The organism is Paenarthrobacter sp. NPDC018779 (genome assembly GCF_044391085.1).
GTDB lineage: Bacteria > Actinomycetota > Actinomycetes > Actinomycetales > Micrococcaceae > Arthrobacter.
Window position 1 is genome coordinate 81,128 of the sequence record NZ_JBIRZS010000003.1, and the last position, 16,976, is coordinate 98,103.

General features: G+C 60.5%; 13 protein-coding genes and 1 pseudogene. 9 read left to right on the forward strand and 5 right to left on the reverse strand.

Going from position 1 to position 16,976, the window contains the following annotated elements:
- Positions 1-642: 642 nt before the first annotated feature.
- Positions 643-1,674, forward strand: a pseudogene (locus ACH488_RS04845) (DUF4192 domain-containing protein).
- A gap of 66 nt (positions 1,675-1,740) precedes the next feature.
- Here ACH488_RS04845 and ACH488_RS04850 read toward each other — a convergent pair.
- From ACH488_RS04850 to ACH488_RS04865, 4 genes are read right to left on the reverse strand one after another with little or no spacing between them, the layout of a single operon-like run.
- Positions 1,741-3,318, reverse strand: coding sequence for an ATP-binding cassette domain-containing protein (locus ACH488_RS04850; RefSeq protein ID WP_397322621.1), 1,578 nt, complete (start codon positions 3,316-3,318; stop codon positions 1,741-1,743).
- Entirely contained in the window at positions 3,311-4,156 is an 846-nt protein-coding gene (locus ACH488_RS04855; protein ID WP_397322622.1) for an ABC transporter permease, read from the reverse strand. The genes ACH488_RS04850 and ACH488_RS04855 overlap by 8 nt, the downstream gene beginning before the upstream one ends.
- A complete protein-coding gene (locus tag ACH488_RS04860) occupies positions 4,140-5,081 on the reverse strand; it encodes an ABC transporter permease (RefSeq protein ID WP_397322624.1) in 942 nt (313 codons plus the stop codon). The genes ACH488_RS04855 and ACH488_RS04860 overlap by 17 nt, the downstream gene beginning before the upstream one ends.
- Positions 5,082-5,111: 30 nt before the next feature.
- A complete protein-coding gene (locus tag ACH488_RS04865; protein ID WP_397322625.1) occupies positions 5,112-6,560 on the reverse strand; it encodes an ABC transporter substrate-binding protein in 1,449 nt (482 codons plus the stop codon).
- 487 nt (positions 6,561-7,047) lie between these two features.
- On the opposite strand from ACH488_RS04865, the gene ACH488_RS04870 reads away from it, so the two are divergent.
- The 8 genes from ACH488_RS04870 to ACH488_RS04905 all read left to right on the forward strand — a co-directional run bounded on the left by ACH488_RS04870 (position 7,048) and on the right by ACH488_RS04905 (position 15,440).
- Entirely contained in the window at positions 7,048-8,535 is a 1,488-nt protein-coding gene (locus ACH488_RS04870; RefSeq protein WP_397322626.1) for an NAD-dependent succinate-semialdehyde dehydrogenase, read from the forward strand.
- A 234-nt stretch (positions 8,536-8,769) separates the two neighbouring features.
- Positions 8,770-9,501, forward strand: a complete 732-nt coding sequence (locus ACH488_RS04875) for a haloacid dehalogenase type II (protein WP_397322627.1) — start codon at positions 8,770-8,772, stop codon at positions 9,499-9,501.
- Positions 9,502-9,542: 41 nt separating this feature from the next.
- A complete protein-coding gene (locus ACH488_RS04880; RefSeq protein WP_397322628.1) occupies positions 9,543-10,031 on the forward strand; it encodes a RidA family protein in 489 nt (162 codons plus the stop codon).
- A 112-nt stretch (positions 10,032-10,143) separates the two neighbouring features.
- Positions 10,144-11,247 carry an alanine racemase gene (locus tag ACH488_RS04885; RefSeq protein WP_397322629.1) on the forward strand — a complete coding sequence of 368 codons (1,104 nt, stop codon included), beginning with the start codon at positions 10,144-10,146 and terminating at the stop codon, positions 11,245-11,247.
- Between the two features lie 61 nt (positions 11,248-11,308).
- Positions 11,309-12,043, forward strand: a complete 735-nt coding sequence (locus ACH488_RS04890) for an SDR family NAD(P)-dependent oxidoreductase (protein WP_397322630.1) — start codon at positions 11,309-11,311, stop codon at positions 12,041-12,043.
- Between the two features lie 28 nt (positions 12,044-12,071).
- Positions 12,072-13,478: an NAD(P)/FAD-dependent oxidoreductase gene (locus ACH488_RS04895; protein ID WP_397322631.1), complete on the forward strand. Its 1,407-nt coding sequence runs from the start codon at positions 12,072-12,074 to the stop codon at positions 13,476-13,478.
- Positions 13,479-13,526: 48 nt separating this feature from the next.
- Positions 13,527-14,663, forward strand: a complete 1,137-nt coding sequence (locus ACH488_RS04900; RefSeq protein ID WP_397322632.1) for an FAD-dependent oxidoreductase — start codon at positions 13,527-13,529, stop codon at positions 14,661-14,663.
- Positions 14,664-14,759: 96 nt separating this feature from the next.
- Positions 14,760-15,440, forward strand: a complete 681-nt coding sequence (locus ACH488_RS04905) for a GntR family transcriptional regulator (RefSeq protein ID WP_397322633.1) — start codon at positions 14,760-14,762, stop codon at positions 15,438-15,440.
- Positions 15,441-15,916: 476 nt separating this feature from the next.
- Here the strand turns inward: ACH488_RS04905 and ACH488_RS04910 are convergent, their stop codons facing one another.
- The gene (locus ACH488_RS04910) at positions 15,917-16,960 is read right to left on the reverse strand and encodes an NAD(P)-dependent alcohol dehydrogenase (protein WP_397322634.1); all 1,044 of its coding nucleotides are present in this window, start codon (positions 16,958-16,960) and stop codon (positions 15,917-15,919) included.
- Positions 16,961-16,976: the final 16 nt, after the last annotated feature.

Here is a 16,976-nt window from a genome sequence, read left to right on the forward strand (position 1 = left end):
GCTGTCCTTTGGCCTCCGTGAAAACCAATCGCAACTGCTCGAACGCCGGCTCACTATCAGTTAAAGGCAATTTGGTGATCCAAGTACCTGTGGGAACAAAGACGACGCATCCAGGGGACGTAAACGAGACTGCCTGAGTTTAGGTATGACGCCAGCACAATCCGCCTCGTTTTAGCCCGTAGGATAGAAGCATCGCGAGATGTGGCAGGGCCTGAGCTTGGTCCGGTTGTGCCGATTATCAGGGGCCAGTCGCCAACTCGAAGTCGAGGCTTCGCTGATCGACGTTTCCCTCGTATCTTGCTGACACATCAAACTCCCGCGAATTCCGATGTCGGCGCAGATGTTCTAATCCTCTCCACTTCGGTTTCGGCTGGCCGGTAAGGCCCGAGGGCAGAGCAATAGCGTTCGCCAACAATCCCGCAGGCCCTTTCGCAAGCGACCGCGTCAAAGTGACCCTAATAACTGCACCGCAGCTGCATGGTTTGGCTGCGTCCTCGACGCTTGGACAACAATCGTCTCGCGCTCGAGCCTAAAGTCGACGCGATCCGGTCATGGTGAAGGGCACGTCAAGCGTCCATGGATGTCTGGAGCCTCAGCAGAACGGGCCCCGTCAACAGCCAGGACGCACGAGGAGCCAGGACCATGAACGCACTCACCATCAAAGACCCCGCCGACCTGCACAGCTTCATCGGCCACACCGTCGGCTTCTGGCCCACCGAAAGCCTCGTCTGCATCACCCTCAACAACGACAAAGTCGGCGCAACCCTCCGCATCGACCTCCCCCAGCACCCAGGCCACGAAATCCACTTCGCCCAAACCGTCGCCGCGTACCTCACCACCGACGAACGAACCAACGGCATCGTCTTCGCCCTCTACACCACCAAAACGCCAGAACCAGGCGAAGCAAGACCACACCGGGCCACCATCGCAGCCCTCACCGGCGTCCTCGCACACGAAGGCATCACCATCCGCGACGGCATCTACGTCACCAACACCACCTACTCCCCCTACGACACGATGCCAGGCAGCAACATCGCCATCCCCCTCAGCACCACTGAATACTCCCAAGTCAACGCCGAATTCATCTACCGCGGCAGCACCATCGCACCCACCAACCAGGTAACCCTCCCGGCGGCGACCCACAAACAAGAGCACGCGACCGCCGTCGAACACCACAAACAAACCATCCTCAACAGACCACCAGCGACAGCCACCCACGACGCCCACCAACTATGGACCACCATGCTCGAGACCAAGGACTACCCCACCGACACGGACGTCCTAAAGCTCATCGCCTACTACCAATTCCCCCACATCCGCGACCGGCTCATGGCAGACATCCCCGGCATCAACGAACCACCCGAACACATCCTCTTCGCCCAAACCACCACAGCACCCAACTGATCACGCATCGAATGGGCCAAACAACTCCTCACCCACACCTACACCCTCACCGCCCCAGAACACGCAGCACCCATCCTCACCACCATCGGCTACATCAACTGGTGGGAAGGCCGAGGATCCAAAGCCCACCAATACCTCCAACTCGCCCTCGACTCCGACCCCTGCTGCCCCTTCGCACGCCTCACCGACCACATGCTCGGAGCCGGCATCATCGCCGGCTGGAACACCAACAAAAACACCGCCTACAAAAACAACCTAGACATGCCTTAACACGACTTGGTGCCGCATGGATCGTGGTAGACGGCCCTAGCATTCGGAATGCGGAGCTTCAAGAACCTAGATCTCTGTACGCATCTTCTTCAGATGCAGCCCGCGGCAAGGAATAGCCGCTGAAACAAGGTCTTTACTGTGCTGGTGTTGAGGGTTCGCGAAGAACCTGTTGGTCTCGGTGAGTTCGACGAGCCGCCCCTGGAACAAGACAGCGACGCGCTGGCACATGTGCCGCACCACGTCCATGTCGTGCGTGATCATCATCAAGGTCAGTCCCCGGTCGCGATGAAGTCGCTGCAGCAGGTCCAGAATGGTCCGCTGCGTGAGTGCATCCAATGCAGATGTCGCTTCATCGCAAATGAGCACCTCGGGTTCCAACAGGAGCGCCCTGGCGATAGTGGCACGCTGCAACTGGCCACCGGAACATTGCCCAGGGAGTCGATCAAGCAGGACAGGGTCAAGCTCAACTTCCTTCATGACTGCCTCAAGACGGCCGGACCGCTCAGCCTGCGCAGTATCCGATCGAAGCGGTGCCTCAAGGCTGGTGCGAAGGGTCAGCCGTGGGTCGAAGGAATCGTGTGGCTCCTGGAACACCAACTGCACGGCTGTTGAGGCCCTGCCACCGCCCGCGGCGAGCGTCCTTGTGATGCTTCCGCTACTGAAGCCTTCCAGCCCCACAATCGCCCGGGCCAGAGTGCTTTTCCCCGACCCCGATTGGCCCAGGACACCCAGAATCTCGCCCCGCTTCACCTCCACAGAGATGGAATCCAGAGCCGTTCGCTGGCGCTTGCCAGAGCCGAATCCCTTTGCCACATTCACCAATGTCAGGACGTTGCGGTCTTGCGTCCGCGCGTCCGCAATGCTGCTGGGCAACAAGTTGGATGCCGCGAGGAGCTTCTGCGTATAGGGGTTCTGCGGGCTTCCCAGAACGGCCTCAGTAGTGCCGGACTCCACAATCACTCCGTCATCCATGACCAGGACCCGGTCAGCAAAGGCTGCCACGGACGCCAGGTTGTGCGTGATGTAAAGGATGCCCAAACCGCGCTGGATCCGTTCGCGGTCCAGCAATTCCAGGATTTGTTGCTCCAAAACCTTATCCAGGGCCGAGGTCGGCTCATCGGCCAACAGGATCTCGGGCTGGCCGGCCAAGGCCATGGCAGTCATGGCCCTCTGTGCCATTCCGCCCGAAAGCTCATGAGGGTAGGCCCGAACACCCCATGCAGGATCTTGAAAGCCCACTTCGGCCAGCAGTTCACGCACTTTGGCGTCGGCAGCCCGGCCGCCAAGGCCACCGTGGATTTTTAGTGGTTCCTTCAGATGCGCACCGATGGTTCTGTTCGGGTTGAACATCTTTTTGGGCTGCTGGAACAGCAGCCCCAGCCGGCCACCACGGAGACGGTTCAGCTCGGCTTCCGGCGCGCGGGTGACCTCCACTCCGCCGAGCCTGATGGAACCGGACTGGATCCGGACTTGCGGTGGCAACAACTGCAAGATGGATTTGGCGGTCATGGTCTTGCCGGAGCCTGAACCACCCACCAACGCCACGAACTCCCCGGGCTGGACCGTAAGGCTGACTCCCGACAGGATCGGTTGTCCGGTGGAGGAGTTGCCAACGGTGAGATTCTCCATCACCAGCTCAGGCATGCTGACCCTCCACTGCCAGGATGTTCACGGCACCCGGTCCCCGCCGTGAGGCCCGCTGACCGATCAGGGTTACGCAGACGGCCACCAGGAAGATCAGCAGCCCGGGCGCGATGATCCCCCACGGCGCCCGCTCTGCGTAGGGTTGTGCTGCGGCCAGCATGGATCCCCAATCTGATTGCGGGGGCTGAACGCCTAGGCCAAGGTAGGACAACGCACCCACGCTGATCAGGAGATGTCCGAACCGAAGCGTCGCCTGCCCCAGCATGGGCGCTGCCAGGTGCGGCAGTATGTGCCGGAACACAATGAACGACGGCGTACACCCCACCACCCGCGCCGCGTCCACAAAGCCGCGCGCGGATATGTCGTACGCCAGCGTGCGGGCAAGCCTGGCAAAGGGCGTCCAGCCGGTCACAGTCAGGGCTACCAGCAGCGAGGTAAACCCGGTGCCCATGGCGGCAACGATGAACAGTGCCACCACCATTTCGGGTAGAGCGAGCAGGACATCGTTGGTGCGCGTAAAGAACTCATCCAGCCAGCCTTTGCGCCGGGCACTGAGCACACCGATCGTCAGTCCGATGACTCCCGTCATCACAGTGGCCAGCGCGGCAACCACCAAAGAGAAGCGGCCGCCGTCGAGCAGGCGACTCAGCGTATCCCGCCCAAGGTGATCCGTGCCCAACCAGTGGACGCCGCTGGGCGGCGCGAGACGTGATGCCAGGGTTTGCTGGTCCGGTGGAAAGGGCGTCAGCCATGGCGCTACCGCTACGGCGGCCACTATCAGGATAAGGAGTAAGACGGCGGCATGATCCACCGCTGATCGGTTAAGCAAGGGCGGCACTCACCTTTGGGCTGAGGAAACGATGGAGAAAGTCGGCAAGGGTAGTGATCGCAACCGCAAGAGCCACCACCACCACAACTCCGCCTTGGGCCAAGGGGATGTCGCTGTTGACGACGGCGTCGTAGAGTAGCCGGCCCATCCCCGGGATCGCGAAGATCACCTCCACGATCACGGAACCCCCTAGCAGGCCTGCGAACCAAACGGCGAAAAGCGTCGACAAGGGCACGAGGCCGTTGGGAATGACGTGCCGCATGAGTGTCTGCCCGCGGCTCAGGCCCCGTGCCCGCGCGGCGTCGATATGCTCGGCTTCAAGTGCATAGATCATGCCTGAACGGACAGCAGAGGTGAAGAAGCTGATAGGCCGCAGGGCCAGCGTTGCGGCGGGCAGCACAATTGATGAGGTGGTGCTCCACCCTGCGGACGGGAGTAAAGACAGCCTGAGCGCGAAAGTCAGGACAAGGAGCGGCGCCAGCCAGTATTCGGGTACGGCAATTAACGCCTGGGTAACTGCGGTGATCATCCTGTCAGTCCTGCCGCCCTGCTTCAGCGCAGCGACGATCCCCAGTGTAAGTGACACCACCACAGCGGTTCCCAAGGCGACCAGCACCAAACTGAGCGTGATCCCGAGAGCAGGCAGCACCTGATCAACCACAGGCGTCCGACTAACGTGTGATAACCCCATGTCACCTGAAAAGAAGTCCCCCAACCAGCGCAAGTATTGGACAGGGAGGGGGTCGTGTAGTCCCAGGCTTTGACCCAAGGCCTGCACGGTGGACTCATCCACCACGTCTCCAGAGACGCGGGACCGGATGATTTTCCGCACAGGATCACCCGGTGTCACGTACGGAATCAGGAATACGGCGAAAGACGACAGCAGGACGGCGGCCACCAGGGTCGCCGTCCGCTTGGTCAGGAAGGTGATCATGCGCTTCGGTGCGAGGGTCTCAACTCGTTGCTATGAGCCGGACTTTGCCGTCTCGGCCGTGAGCACGTACCGGGACAACGGATCCTGCACATAGGACAGTACATTGCTGCGGACCGCGTCCGTTGCCTGCTGGTTGACCAACCATGCATTGACCGCTTGATCGTTCAGGATTTCACCGGCACGGGCATAGAGTTTGTATCGTTCTTCGGTGTTGGATGCCGTGGTCGCCTCGGCGATGACTTGGTCGTACTCGACGTTGCAGAAATGGCTGAGGTTGTACGTTCCCTTGCAGGTGTAGTCGGCGGTGAGGAAACCGATCGGATCTGCGATATCGATGAGCCTGTTGCGTTGGCTCAACAGCATGTCGTAGTTGCCGGCCAGCACATCCGCTTCCGCGGCAACAGATTCTTTTGATGTGATGCTGACGGGAACCCCAATGGACTTCAGGTTGTCCTGAATCACGGTCGCGACGTCGGCAAATTCTGCCCGTTCAACGATGGCCAGGATCTCCAACGGCCTGCCCGCTGTGTATCCAGCCTGCTCAAGGAGCTTCCTAGCCTCGTCGAAGTTCTGTTTTGGCGAACTTGATGCACTCGACGCCCACGGCTCGGTGGCAGCGAAAGGACCGGTAGAAGGCAGCGCTGCACCTTCATAGACGCTGGCAGCCAAGGAATCAAGATCAAGTGCTGATCGGACAGCCCTCCGGAAGTCAACGTTGTTGAACGGTGCCCGGGCATTGTTCATGTACAGCGTCGCCGTCCGTTGAGAATCGGCTTTCAGGACCGAAACGTCGGACGCTTTTTCCAGCGAGGAAACGGAGGAAGCCGGGATGGAAAGTGAAATATCAGCCTCGCCCGTTTGGACTTGGGCTGCGCGGGTAGCGCCGTCGGTGATGAAGCGAACCTCAGCCCCGGCCAGCTTTACCTCTCCGCCCCAATAGTTTGGGTTGCGGTCCAGCGTCAAGGACTGTTTGACCTTTTCCGACACAGGCACAAAGGGTCCCGTGCAGTGACCAAACGGATCGACGGTCTCGCCCTTGTACGCTGCAGGCGAGAGGATACCCGTGTTGACGCTGGCCAAGCGGAACGGCACCAGCGGGCTCTCCACAGGAGTGGTCAGGCGAACTGTCTTTGCGTCAGTCGCCACCACACTGCTGACGGTGCTCGGACCGAAAGCCCTGGCGGGCACCCTTGCCTTGAGTACAGAATTCAGGGAGGCCGCCACAGACTCAGCGTTCAGCTCGGTACCGTCTTGGAATTTCACGCCATCGCGGATAGTGAAGTCCCACTCGCGAGGCGAAACTTGCTTCCATTCCGTCGCGAGGAATGGCACTACCTTTCCCTGCGCGGAGTCGTACTTGGTCAGCGTTTCCAAACACCCAGACAGCGACAAGATGTATGCGGAGTCGGACTCCAGCGCCCAGTTGGCCACCGGTGCACGGAAATTGTCGATCACAATGCGCTGATTAGTATCTGCCACTTTCTCGGTGACATTGGTCTGCCCCCCGCTCATACCGCAACCGCTAAGGGCGAGGAGGGCTGAGAGCCCCATTACTGTGGAACGGATAAGTGTGCGCAAAGGGGAACCGCCTACTCGGAATGCCCAGAACGGGTTGGGCATGGTGGATTGTTGACAGTTTAGGTTAGCCTTACCTGCACTCTTCACGAGCAAATTGCGAAGAAGCCTCGTAACATATGCACAACCTGACCCAGCCGACCCCTTCCCCGATCGAATCGCCGATCACCCAGGCAGCGGATAACCATTGACAGAGCAGACCTCTCAACCGTATCGTCAACAATCAGCAGTTGCAGGTCGTCGACAATCGACGTGTTACTTAGAATGAGTCCCGCCCGGAATTCCGGCCATCCGACCGGCGCTGGTCGTGCCGATCAGCCGCTATGAACCCCGGCGACCCGTACACACCCTCGCCACCGACGTCGAAAGACGACACTGAAAGAGAGAAGCGATGACAACCACCACCGATCTACCTGCCCCCCTGGTGGCGCCGGACGCAGACCGCGTGAAGTACGCGGATACGGTCATCCGCTCCATCAATCTGCCCATAGACGGCATTGCCGTTCAGGACCCGGCCACCGCCGAGACCATCGCTCATGTCCCTGATGCCGATGTTGACAGCGCACTGATCGCAGTGAGCAAGGCCGACGCAGCAGGATCGGACTGGGCCCGCAGCAGCCTTCGCCGGCGCGCCGATGTACTGCACGCGTGGTACGACAAACTCGTTGCGCACACCGAGGAGCTGGCTCACCTCATTTCGCGCGAAATGGGCAAGCCCCTCGCCGAGGCGCGAGGCGAGGTCAAGTACGGAACCGACTTTGTTCGCTGGTACGCCGAAGAGGCGGTACGGCCAGCCGGGAACTTCCGGGACACCGCCGACGGCGGCGCAAGCCTACTGACCCGGCGCTCCCCCGTCGGCCTGGCGGTACTGATCACGCCATGGAACTTTCCCCTGGCCATGGCTACCCGGAAAATCGCGCCGGCCTTGGCAGCCGGGTGCCCTGTTGTCATCAAGCCCGCAACCCTCACTCCCCTGACGACGTACTTCGCCGTCCAGCTTGCCATCGAGGCAGGTGTACCTCAAGACCTGATCCAGGTCATCACGACATCCAGGTCAGGGGCCTTCAGCGAAGCCGTCCTGCTCGACCCCAAGGTCCGAAAGGTTTCATTCACCGGGTCAACGCCGGTAGGACGACACCTACTTAATCTTGCCGCCCGGAACGTTCTCCGCAGTTCCATGGAACTCGGCGGCAACGCCCCTCTGATCGTCTTCGACGACGCTGACCTTCAACGCGCCGTCGAGGGCACCTTCGCCGCAAAACTGCGTAACGGCGGGCAATCCTGCATCGGCGCCAACCGAATCTACGTCCAGGACGGGATAGCCGACGACTTCGCCGCTGCTCTCACTGAACGCTTCGCAGAAGTCGCCGTGGGAAGCGGTCTTGGACAGCAGACAGGACTAGGTGCACTGATCGACGACCGGGCAGTAGCCCAGATGCAGTCCTACACGGACAACGCCGTCGACTTGGGGGCCAACCTGCTGACCGGTGGCCACGGATACGAATCACCCGGCAACTTCTTCGCCCCCACCGTCCTGGACAATGTGAGCGAGAATTCCGACGTTGCCCGGTCCGAGATCTTCGGTCCCATCGCCGCAATCCAGCGGTTCAGGACAGAGGACGAAGCGGTGACCCGCGCCAACGCCACCGAGTTCGGCCTGGCAGGTTACGTCTTTACCGAAAACCTCGACCGCGCGCTGAACGTCGCGGACCGCCTCGAGACGGGAATCGTGGGAATCAACCAAGGGGTCCCGTCCAACGCTGGCGCCCCCTTCGGTGGCATCAAGCAGTCTGGCCTTGGTCGTGAAGGAAGCGCTGAAGGCCTTGAAGAGTATGAAAACATTCGCTTCTATAACGTAGCGCGCCGCGCCACATCCTAGAATCGGGCTGCCTGCGCTGAGACCGGCGCCGATCTCAACCGTGCCAGGTTAAGGCATGATCGTGCCGCTCAGGCCACCTGCCCACGCTGGCGCGTCGCGGAGGGCAGCAGAAGGCGGCGACCCCGCGTCGTAAATCAGCATTGCAAGGCATAGAGAATCGTTGACAATCTACGGAATTTCCCGTATTGTCGACAATCGACGGGATGTGGAAAAGTGTCTACATATCCGAAACAAATGCTCGTCGACAATCGACTAGCTCAAGTTACTGGAGGAAAAGTGGTATTCGAAAACAAGCCGAAATTCGCTACGTTCGACATGAACGGAACGCTCATTAGGTTCGCGATAAACGACACTATGCGGGACGTTCTGGGTGCTCGGCTGCCTGCTGAGGTCGCCGACGAGTACCTGCGGATCTGCAAGGCGTACCGGATCGACGAGTGCATGGGCGTGTACAAGCCCTTCCACCAGATCGTCAACGATTCCATGGAGCGCGCCTCGCGCAAGGTCGGCATCGAGTTCCGCGCCGAAGAGGCACGCGAGGTCTACGACCGGATCCCGTCATGGGGCCCCTACCCGGGCGTCACTGCGGCGCTGAACCGCCTCGCGGAGGCCGTTCCGCTGGTCATCATCACCAACAGCGACACCGCGGTTGCCGAGAAGCTTGCGGCGAACCTCGAAGCCCCGTTCGCGGACATCATCACCGCCGAGCAGATGGGCTGCTACAAACCGCGCCTCGCCGCGTTCGAGTACATGTTCGACAAGCTCAACGTGACCCCGGACGAGATCGTGCACGTCTCCGCCAGCCCGATGTACGACCACCGCCCGGCAGCGATCATGGGCATTGAGAACAAGGTTTACGTTGACCGCGGCTTCGAGCACGACGAGCACTGGCTCGGCTACGAGCGGATCACCGACATCGCGGACCTCCCAGTCCTCTTCGGCCTGCCGCGTCCTGACGCTTCCTAAGGGAGGACCCAGATGGTGATTCACACCAAGGCGATTGCATCATGAGCCTTCCGTTGCCTCCGACAGTCAAGGGTGCGACTGCTGTGGAAAGGTTGGCGAACATGGACCTGGAACTCCCCGCGTTGGCGGCCAACGCCTACTACGTGGACCACAACCAGGTCGGGGAAAGCATTTACATTTCGGGCCAACTGCCGTTCAAGGATGGCGTACTGCTGGGCCAAGGCATCGTGGGCCGGGACGTTGACCTGGAAACAGGCAAGGAGCTCGCCCGTCATGCGGCGCTGAATTGCCTCGCCGCCGCCGTCCAGGCCTTGGGCGACCTTGACAAGGTCCGCGTGGTGCAGATGCTGGTGTTCGTAGCGAGCCTGCCTGACTTCGGTCTGCAGTCCAAGGTTGCCGAAGGTGCGAGTGAATTGCTCATCGAAGTTCTGGGCGAGAACGGGCGGCACTCCCGCACCGCGATCGGTGTCGCCGGGTTGCCCTTGAATACCCCCGTCGAGATCCAGATGGTTTGCACGGCCGCTTCCTAGGGCTGTCCCCCGTTGTTCGGGACCCGCTGAGGCAGGTCCCGAACAACACCACTTCGAGGACCAATCAAACACCAGCCTCGAACCTTCACAAACAGAATCATGAGGAGTAATCGTGAACCGGCTTCAACGGGCCCTGGACGCTCTGGTGGCAAGGATTGATACCCCTGTACCGATCATCTTGGCCGACGTGATGCAGGACAACATCGACCGCATGCAGGCTTTCGCCAAAGAGCGTGCCTTGGACGTCCGCCCGCACGTGAAGACGCACAAATGCGTCGAGATCGGGCGGCGCCAGATTAAGGCCGGCGCGATCGGCATCACCGCAGGGAACGTAGGCGAGGCCGAAGTCTTCGCTGCGGCAGGGTTCAATGACATCTTCATCGCTTACCCGGTCTGGGCTGCAGGAACCAAGGGTGCCCGTATCCGCAAGCTGGCCGAAACCATCCGGCTGCGGATCGGCGTGGACAATGTCACGGCGATCAATGCCCTCGCTGACACGATGGGCGAGGACGCTGGACAACTGGAGGTCGTGGTCGAGGTCGACTGCGGAGCCCGCCGTTCTGGCGCGCCTGCGGACGCCGCAGGCGAACTGGCCGCCGCAGCCCGCAACCGCGGGCTGGTTCCCGCAGGCGTCTTTACCTATCCCGGTCACGGCAGCTCCAGCCCGGACGCCCGCCAGGGCGCAGCCCTGGACCAGGAAAAAGCGCTCATCGCCGCGGTGCGGAGTCTCGCCGCCGTCGGCATCACCCCGGACGTGGTCAGCGCCGGGTCCACGCCCACAGTGGCATTCTCCACCAACGGTCCCATCACGGAAATTCGTCCTGGCGAGTATGTATTCAACGACTTGAACAACACCCGGCTCGGTGCCTGCACCGAAGATCAGATCGCCCTGTTCGTCGCCGGAACCGTCGTCAGCGACTGGGTGCCCAACCAGGTCATCCTTGACGTTGGCACGAAGGTCCTTGGGCGGGAGGGCAGCCCCGAACGCGGCTTCGGTGGTATTGCCGGCACCAAAGCCACCCTCTCCAAACTCAACGAATACCACGGGTTCCTCCCGTTGCCCGGGGGGTTTCAGCCTGGCATCGGCACCGTACTGCCGGTGGTGCCGAACCACGTCTGCCCGGTAGTGGTTAATTTCGAGGAATATCTCGTCACGGACAGTACGGGCACCACCCTGGAGCGCTGGCCCGTCGACGCCCGAGGCTTTCTCAACTAACCCCTATGGGCTGGACTCCCAGTGTCTGCCCACACCAAAATCCCAAGCAGGAGTGTCAAATATGAGACTTGATAAAGTTACGGCCCTGGTGACCGGCGCCAACAGCGGAATCGGGCAAGCGGTGTGCTCCCATTTCCGTCGTGAAGGGGCGCGCCTGCTGCTGACCGGCCGCAAGACACAGATCGACAGCGCACAACCAGAGGACCTCTATGTCCCGGGAGACCTCAACGACGAAGCCTTCGTCGAAAGTCTCGCCCGGCAAGCTGCCGAAACGTATGGCACCGTCGACGTCGTCGTACTGAACCACGGCCTGCAGGTCAGCGGTCCACTGACAGAGATGACTTACGAGGACGCGAAGAACGTCCTGCACAGTAACCTGCTCAGCTCGTTCCTGGTGATGAAGCACTTCGCCCCGTTGATGCCCGCCACCGGTGGATCGTTTGTCTTGGTGAGTTCGCGGCTCGGCATGGTTGGCAAGCCTGATGAGGTCTTGTACTCCGCGGCCAAGGGGGGCCTGATCATGCTCGCAAAGGGTGCAGCCATCGAGTGGGCCGAACAGAACATCCGCGTCAACGTCGTCGCACCGGGCCTTACGGCCACCCCCATCATTGAAGCTTCGTTCCAGCGAAGGCAGGACCCGGAGGCCTACCGCCGCCAGCGTGAAGGACAAATTCCGCTCCAGCGTTTAGCCACTCCCGAGGAGGTCGCCGACGCGGTCCTCTTCCTCGCCTCTTCTGAGTCGTCTTACGTCACCGGCGCCACACTGCCAGTCGACGGCGGCTACACCGCCTTCTAATCACCCTTTCGACATAACAAGGACAGCAATGACAACCGTCGCGGCAGCACCCCGGAACGGAGACCTCGGCTTCTGGATGGCCGGACTCGCAGACAAGAAGCCCTCGTACCCCCGCTTCACCGGGGACAAACATGTAGACCTGGCTATTGTCGGTGGCGGTTACACCGGACTTTGGGCGGCGTACTTCGCGAAGAAACTTGAACCGTCACTTTCAGTTGCGGTTTTCGAAGCAGAGCAGATTGGCTACGGCGCATCCGGCCGGAACGGCGGCTGGCTCTCAGCGATGCCCGCAGGAAACCGTGCCAAGTTCGCCCGCTCTCATGAGGGCGGCATTGATGCGAGCCGCGCCTTGCAGCAGGAGTTTATCGCCGCCGTCGATGCTGTCATGGACATTCTTCAGGCCGAAGGCATTGATGCGGATCAGATCAAAAGCGGTGCGCTGGTGGCGGCCCACACGGAGGCGGGGCTTGGCCGACTGGCTGTTCGGCGTGACGCCGAGCGTAAGTACGGATTGACCGACGACGACGTCCGTCTGCTCGACCGTGAAGAGTTCCAGAAGGAAATCAACATATCCACTGTCCACGGCGGCATGTTCTACAAGCACTGCGCCCGGATTCATCCGGCCAAACTCGTCTACGGACTCGCTGACACCATTACTTCCATGGGAGTGAGCATCTACGAGGGCAGCCGTATCAGCGGCATCGACGGCAACACCCTCACTCTGGATGGCGGGCGGGTGCACGCGGCCAAGACCTTCATCTGCACCGAGGGCTACTCCGGACCCCTTCTTGGCAGCAGGAGCCTGATTCCGATCAATTCTTCGATGATCGTGACCAAGCCGTTGTCGGACGAGGCGTGGCAGCAAATCGGCTGGAACGGGCCGCAGAACCTCAACGACTCCGCGCACACCTTCATCTATTCGCAGCGAACAGCGGATGGCCGGATCGCCATCGGTGGCCGTGGCAGGCCCTACCGTTTCGGCTCCGGGACGGGGGGCGCCGGTGCGACTGCCCAGTCCACGATTGACCTGCTTTCCACCAAGCTTCGTGCCTTCTTCCCAGGCATCAACTTCGAAGTGGACCATGCCTGGTCCGGAGTTCTGGGCGTTACCCGCGACTGGAACGGGGGTGTGCACTGGGACCCAGCGTGCGGAATCGGGTCTTCAACGGGTTACGCCGGGCACGGCGTGACCGCGGCCTATCTGGGTGGCAGGACTCTGGCGGAATTGGCCTTCGAGCGGAAGACGGAACGAACGTCACTTCCCTGGGTGGGATACCGCGCACCAAAGTGGGAACCCGAGCCCCTTCGCTGGCTGGGAGTTCACAGCATGTACAGCCTCTTCGGCTTTGCAGACCAGTGGGAAGAACGCAGGGACTCCACTAAGACCTCACTACTGGCCAAATTCGGGAGCAGGCTCGCAGGCCTCCACGAATAGCGCATACCAGCCACCTCATTTCAGCCCTCCTCGAAAAGGCCCCTTAAAATGACAGATGGAAAACTGGCCGTAATTGGCCTTGGCAGCATCGGCAGCATGGCCCTCTGGCAGGCCTCGCGCCTTACCGACTCTGTCACCGGATTCGAAGCGCAGGTCCCGGCCCACGGCCGTAGTGCCGTCGGCGGCGACACTCGCCTCTTTAGCATGATCTACGGCGGGACCCCGGACTTCTACCCCATCCGAAAGCGCTCACGCAGCCTTTGGGCTGAAATTGAAGCCGAGAGCGGCCAGAATATCCTGGCCCGCTGCGGCGGCCTGTCAATCGGCAAAAAGGACGGGGCGTACCTCTCGAGGGTTCTTGAAACGACCCGTATTAATGGAACCGAACATCAAATCCTCACTCGTGAGGAAATGGCAGAACGATACCCACAGCACAACCTCCGCCCCGACGACATCGCGGTCTACGACCCCCAGGCCGGCGTTCTCCGTACTGACCGGGCCGTCACGGCTGCCATAGCAGCAGCAAAAGCCGGCGGGGCCACGGTTCGTGACAACACCCCGATCGAGAGCGTCGTTGAAACGGACGACGGCGTCGTTATCACCTCAGGCGCGAACTCCTGGACCTTCGAAAACGTCATCGTCTCAACCGGCGGGTGGTCCCGAAAACTCATGCCCGGGTACCTGAAAGACGCAACGCAAACCAAGCGGATAATTCTGACCTGGTTCGTCGCCCGAGACGGTTCACAATTCGCACCGGAGAAATTCCCGATCTTCACCCGAATGTACGAGGACCGCTCAATGTATGGTGCACCCGCAGTCGACGGCGTGACCGTCAAGGCAACCCTGGACGGCCGCGGCCGACCAACCCCGGACGCGGGAAGAGTGCCCCGGGAGCTCACTCACGCCGAGATTACAGAGACCACCGAAACAGTCACGGAATTCTTTCCGGGTCTGTACCCGAACATCGTCCGCTCCGACGCTTACCCGGACCTTTACACAGAGGACCGGAATCCGGTGGTGGGCTGGATGAATGAGGGCAGCCGGATCTACTGCGCCACTGGATTCTCCGGAGGCGGTTTCAAGAACGCCACCGCATTCGGTGAAATCGCTGCCCATGAGGCCCTGGGGAAACGCTCTTTCGACGGCTTGGAGTTCGTCCGCCCCGAACGGTTCAAAACCGGCTAGCCAGTGGAAGTGCGTGTACGAAGATGGGGATGTTCCCCCTACAGAGGTCCTCTATGCCACGCGGTATAATCGACAATCGACAAGAGAGGCGGCACGATGGACACCAAGTTCACGTGGCATGAACAGCGGACCACCACACCGGACGGTGTTTATCGTGTGTTACGCACGGCTATCCTGGATGGAAGTGTGCCACCAGGGGAACAGCTTCGCGAAACTCACATTGCTGCAGACCTAGGGATCAGCCGGTCCCCGCTGCGTGAGGCACTGACACGCCTCGAAGAAGAGGGACTAGTTGTGAAGATCCCCTTCAAAGGATCGTTTGTTGTGGAGGTCAGTGCGCGTGACATTGCCGAAATCGCAGCGATTCGAATGCTCGTAGAGCCATATGCCGCTGAGCTCTCTGCCGCAACGTTGCGCGGCCCGGAGCGGCCTCGGTTGAAGCAAACCATTGAGGAACTGTACCGCGCCACGGACACCAACGATATCCCGGCGAGCATCGACTCTCATCTTCGCTTTCATAGACTCTTTTACGAATTTTCGGGAAACGCCGCGTTGCAAGCGCTGTGGAACGGCTGGGAGAACAAGTTGCGCCTCTACTTTGCAATCGACCATCCAACATACAACGACCTCCATGAAATTGCCGTTGAGCACGAGAGGCTGGCCGAGCATGCGTTGGAGGGTGACATCGACGCCTTCCGTCGAGAGATGGAGAGCCAGTTCCATAACGCCCTCCGGGCCCAAGAAGTAGCCATCCCGGGGATACACCCCCATATCTAACGCGGCCTCGGCCGTACCCGCCGCCCCCGGGGGATCTAGTGAGTTGCCTGTCTGGGGTGATCCGTGGAATCAATCGTTTTGCCCGAATGGATGGTTGGCTTTGACTACGCGTTTTGCGTCGCTAAGGGTCAGGACCCAGGTAAGTTGCACCAATCTGGCGCCGGATGGCGGCCGGATTCAGTGGTTCCTTTTCAGGGCAAGCCGTGGCTTCACGTTGAGACTGTTCCTGAGCCGGCGACAGTGCTGAATCGGAGTTATGCGATGAACTGGCGCAAGTAGTAACCCGGTTCGCCTGCTCGACATGCGCCACTTGGCCCTTGTTTCCGGACCAGGCGTTTCCACTCATCAAAAGCTCCATGGCGACACTGCCGGGCATTCTCAAATGCTTCCTCGAATAATGAGGCACCGCGGTCTTCGATGAAGCAAGTAAGGACACGCCCGTGAGTCCATCGCCTCACAAACAAGTCCGAAAAGAATCAGAAAGTCTCGGCATCGATCACAAACCGATAACGAACATCGCTCGCCAGCACCTGCTGAAAGGCCTCGTTGATCTGCTCAGCTCGAATGATTTCAACCTCTGCTCCAAGTCCATGGGCACCGCAGAAATCCAGCATTTCCTGCGTTTGTCGGATCCCGCCCATTTTCGAGCCAGCCAGATTCCGTCGCATTTCAATGAGCGACCAAGCGCGTTGACTCAGCGGCTTCGAGGGCAGGCCTACCAAAACCATGGTGCCGCCCAAGGCGAGAAGCGAGAGATAGGCGTCCACTTCAATATCCGCTGACACGGTGTTGATGATCAGATCGAACTGACCCTTCAAATATTCGAACGTGGCAGGTTCGGATGTTGCATAGTAGCTTGTCGCGCCGAACCTGAGGGCGTCTTCCTGTTTCTTCAAAGACTGGCTCAGTACGGTGATCTCGGCACCCATAGCTGACGCAAGCTTGACGCCCATGTGGCCAAGCCCGCCCATGCCGACGATTGCTACTCGCTTCCTGGGCCCCGCGCGCCAGGTGCGGAGAGGCGAGTACATAGTGATTCCCGCGCACAATAGCGGGGCCGCTGCCTCGAGCCGGACTCCGTCAGGAATCCTCAAGACGTAGTTGTGATCTACCACGATGTGCGTGCTATAGCCTCCGGCAGTGGGCAGTCCGTCGCAGCCAAACGAGTTGTACGTGCTCGTGGCACCTTTGTGGCAGTACTGCTCTTCCCCGGCACGGCAGCTGGAGCATTCCCTGCACGAATCAACAAAGCAACCAACGCCGACGCGATCGCCAACTGCATAGCGGGTCACAAGGTCCCCAACGGCTTCCACCACTCCGGCAATCTCGTGCCCAACAACCACAGGGTAATTAACTGATTCCCAATCGCCTCGCGCCGTGTGAATGTCCGAGTGGCAAATCCCGACGAAGCGATTTGCAATCATCACGTCGAAGTCCCCAAGGTCCCGACGTTCCACTGTGCCGGGCGCTAAGTCAGTCCCTGGCGATGGTGCGACGTAGGCCCTTGCAACAGTTGGCATGACGACGATCCTTCGT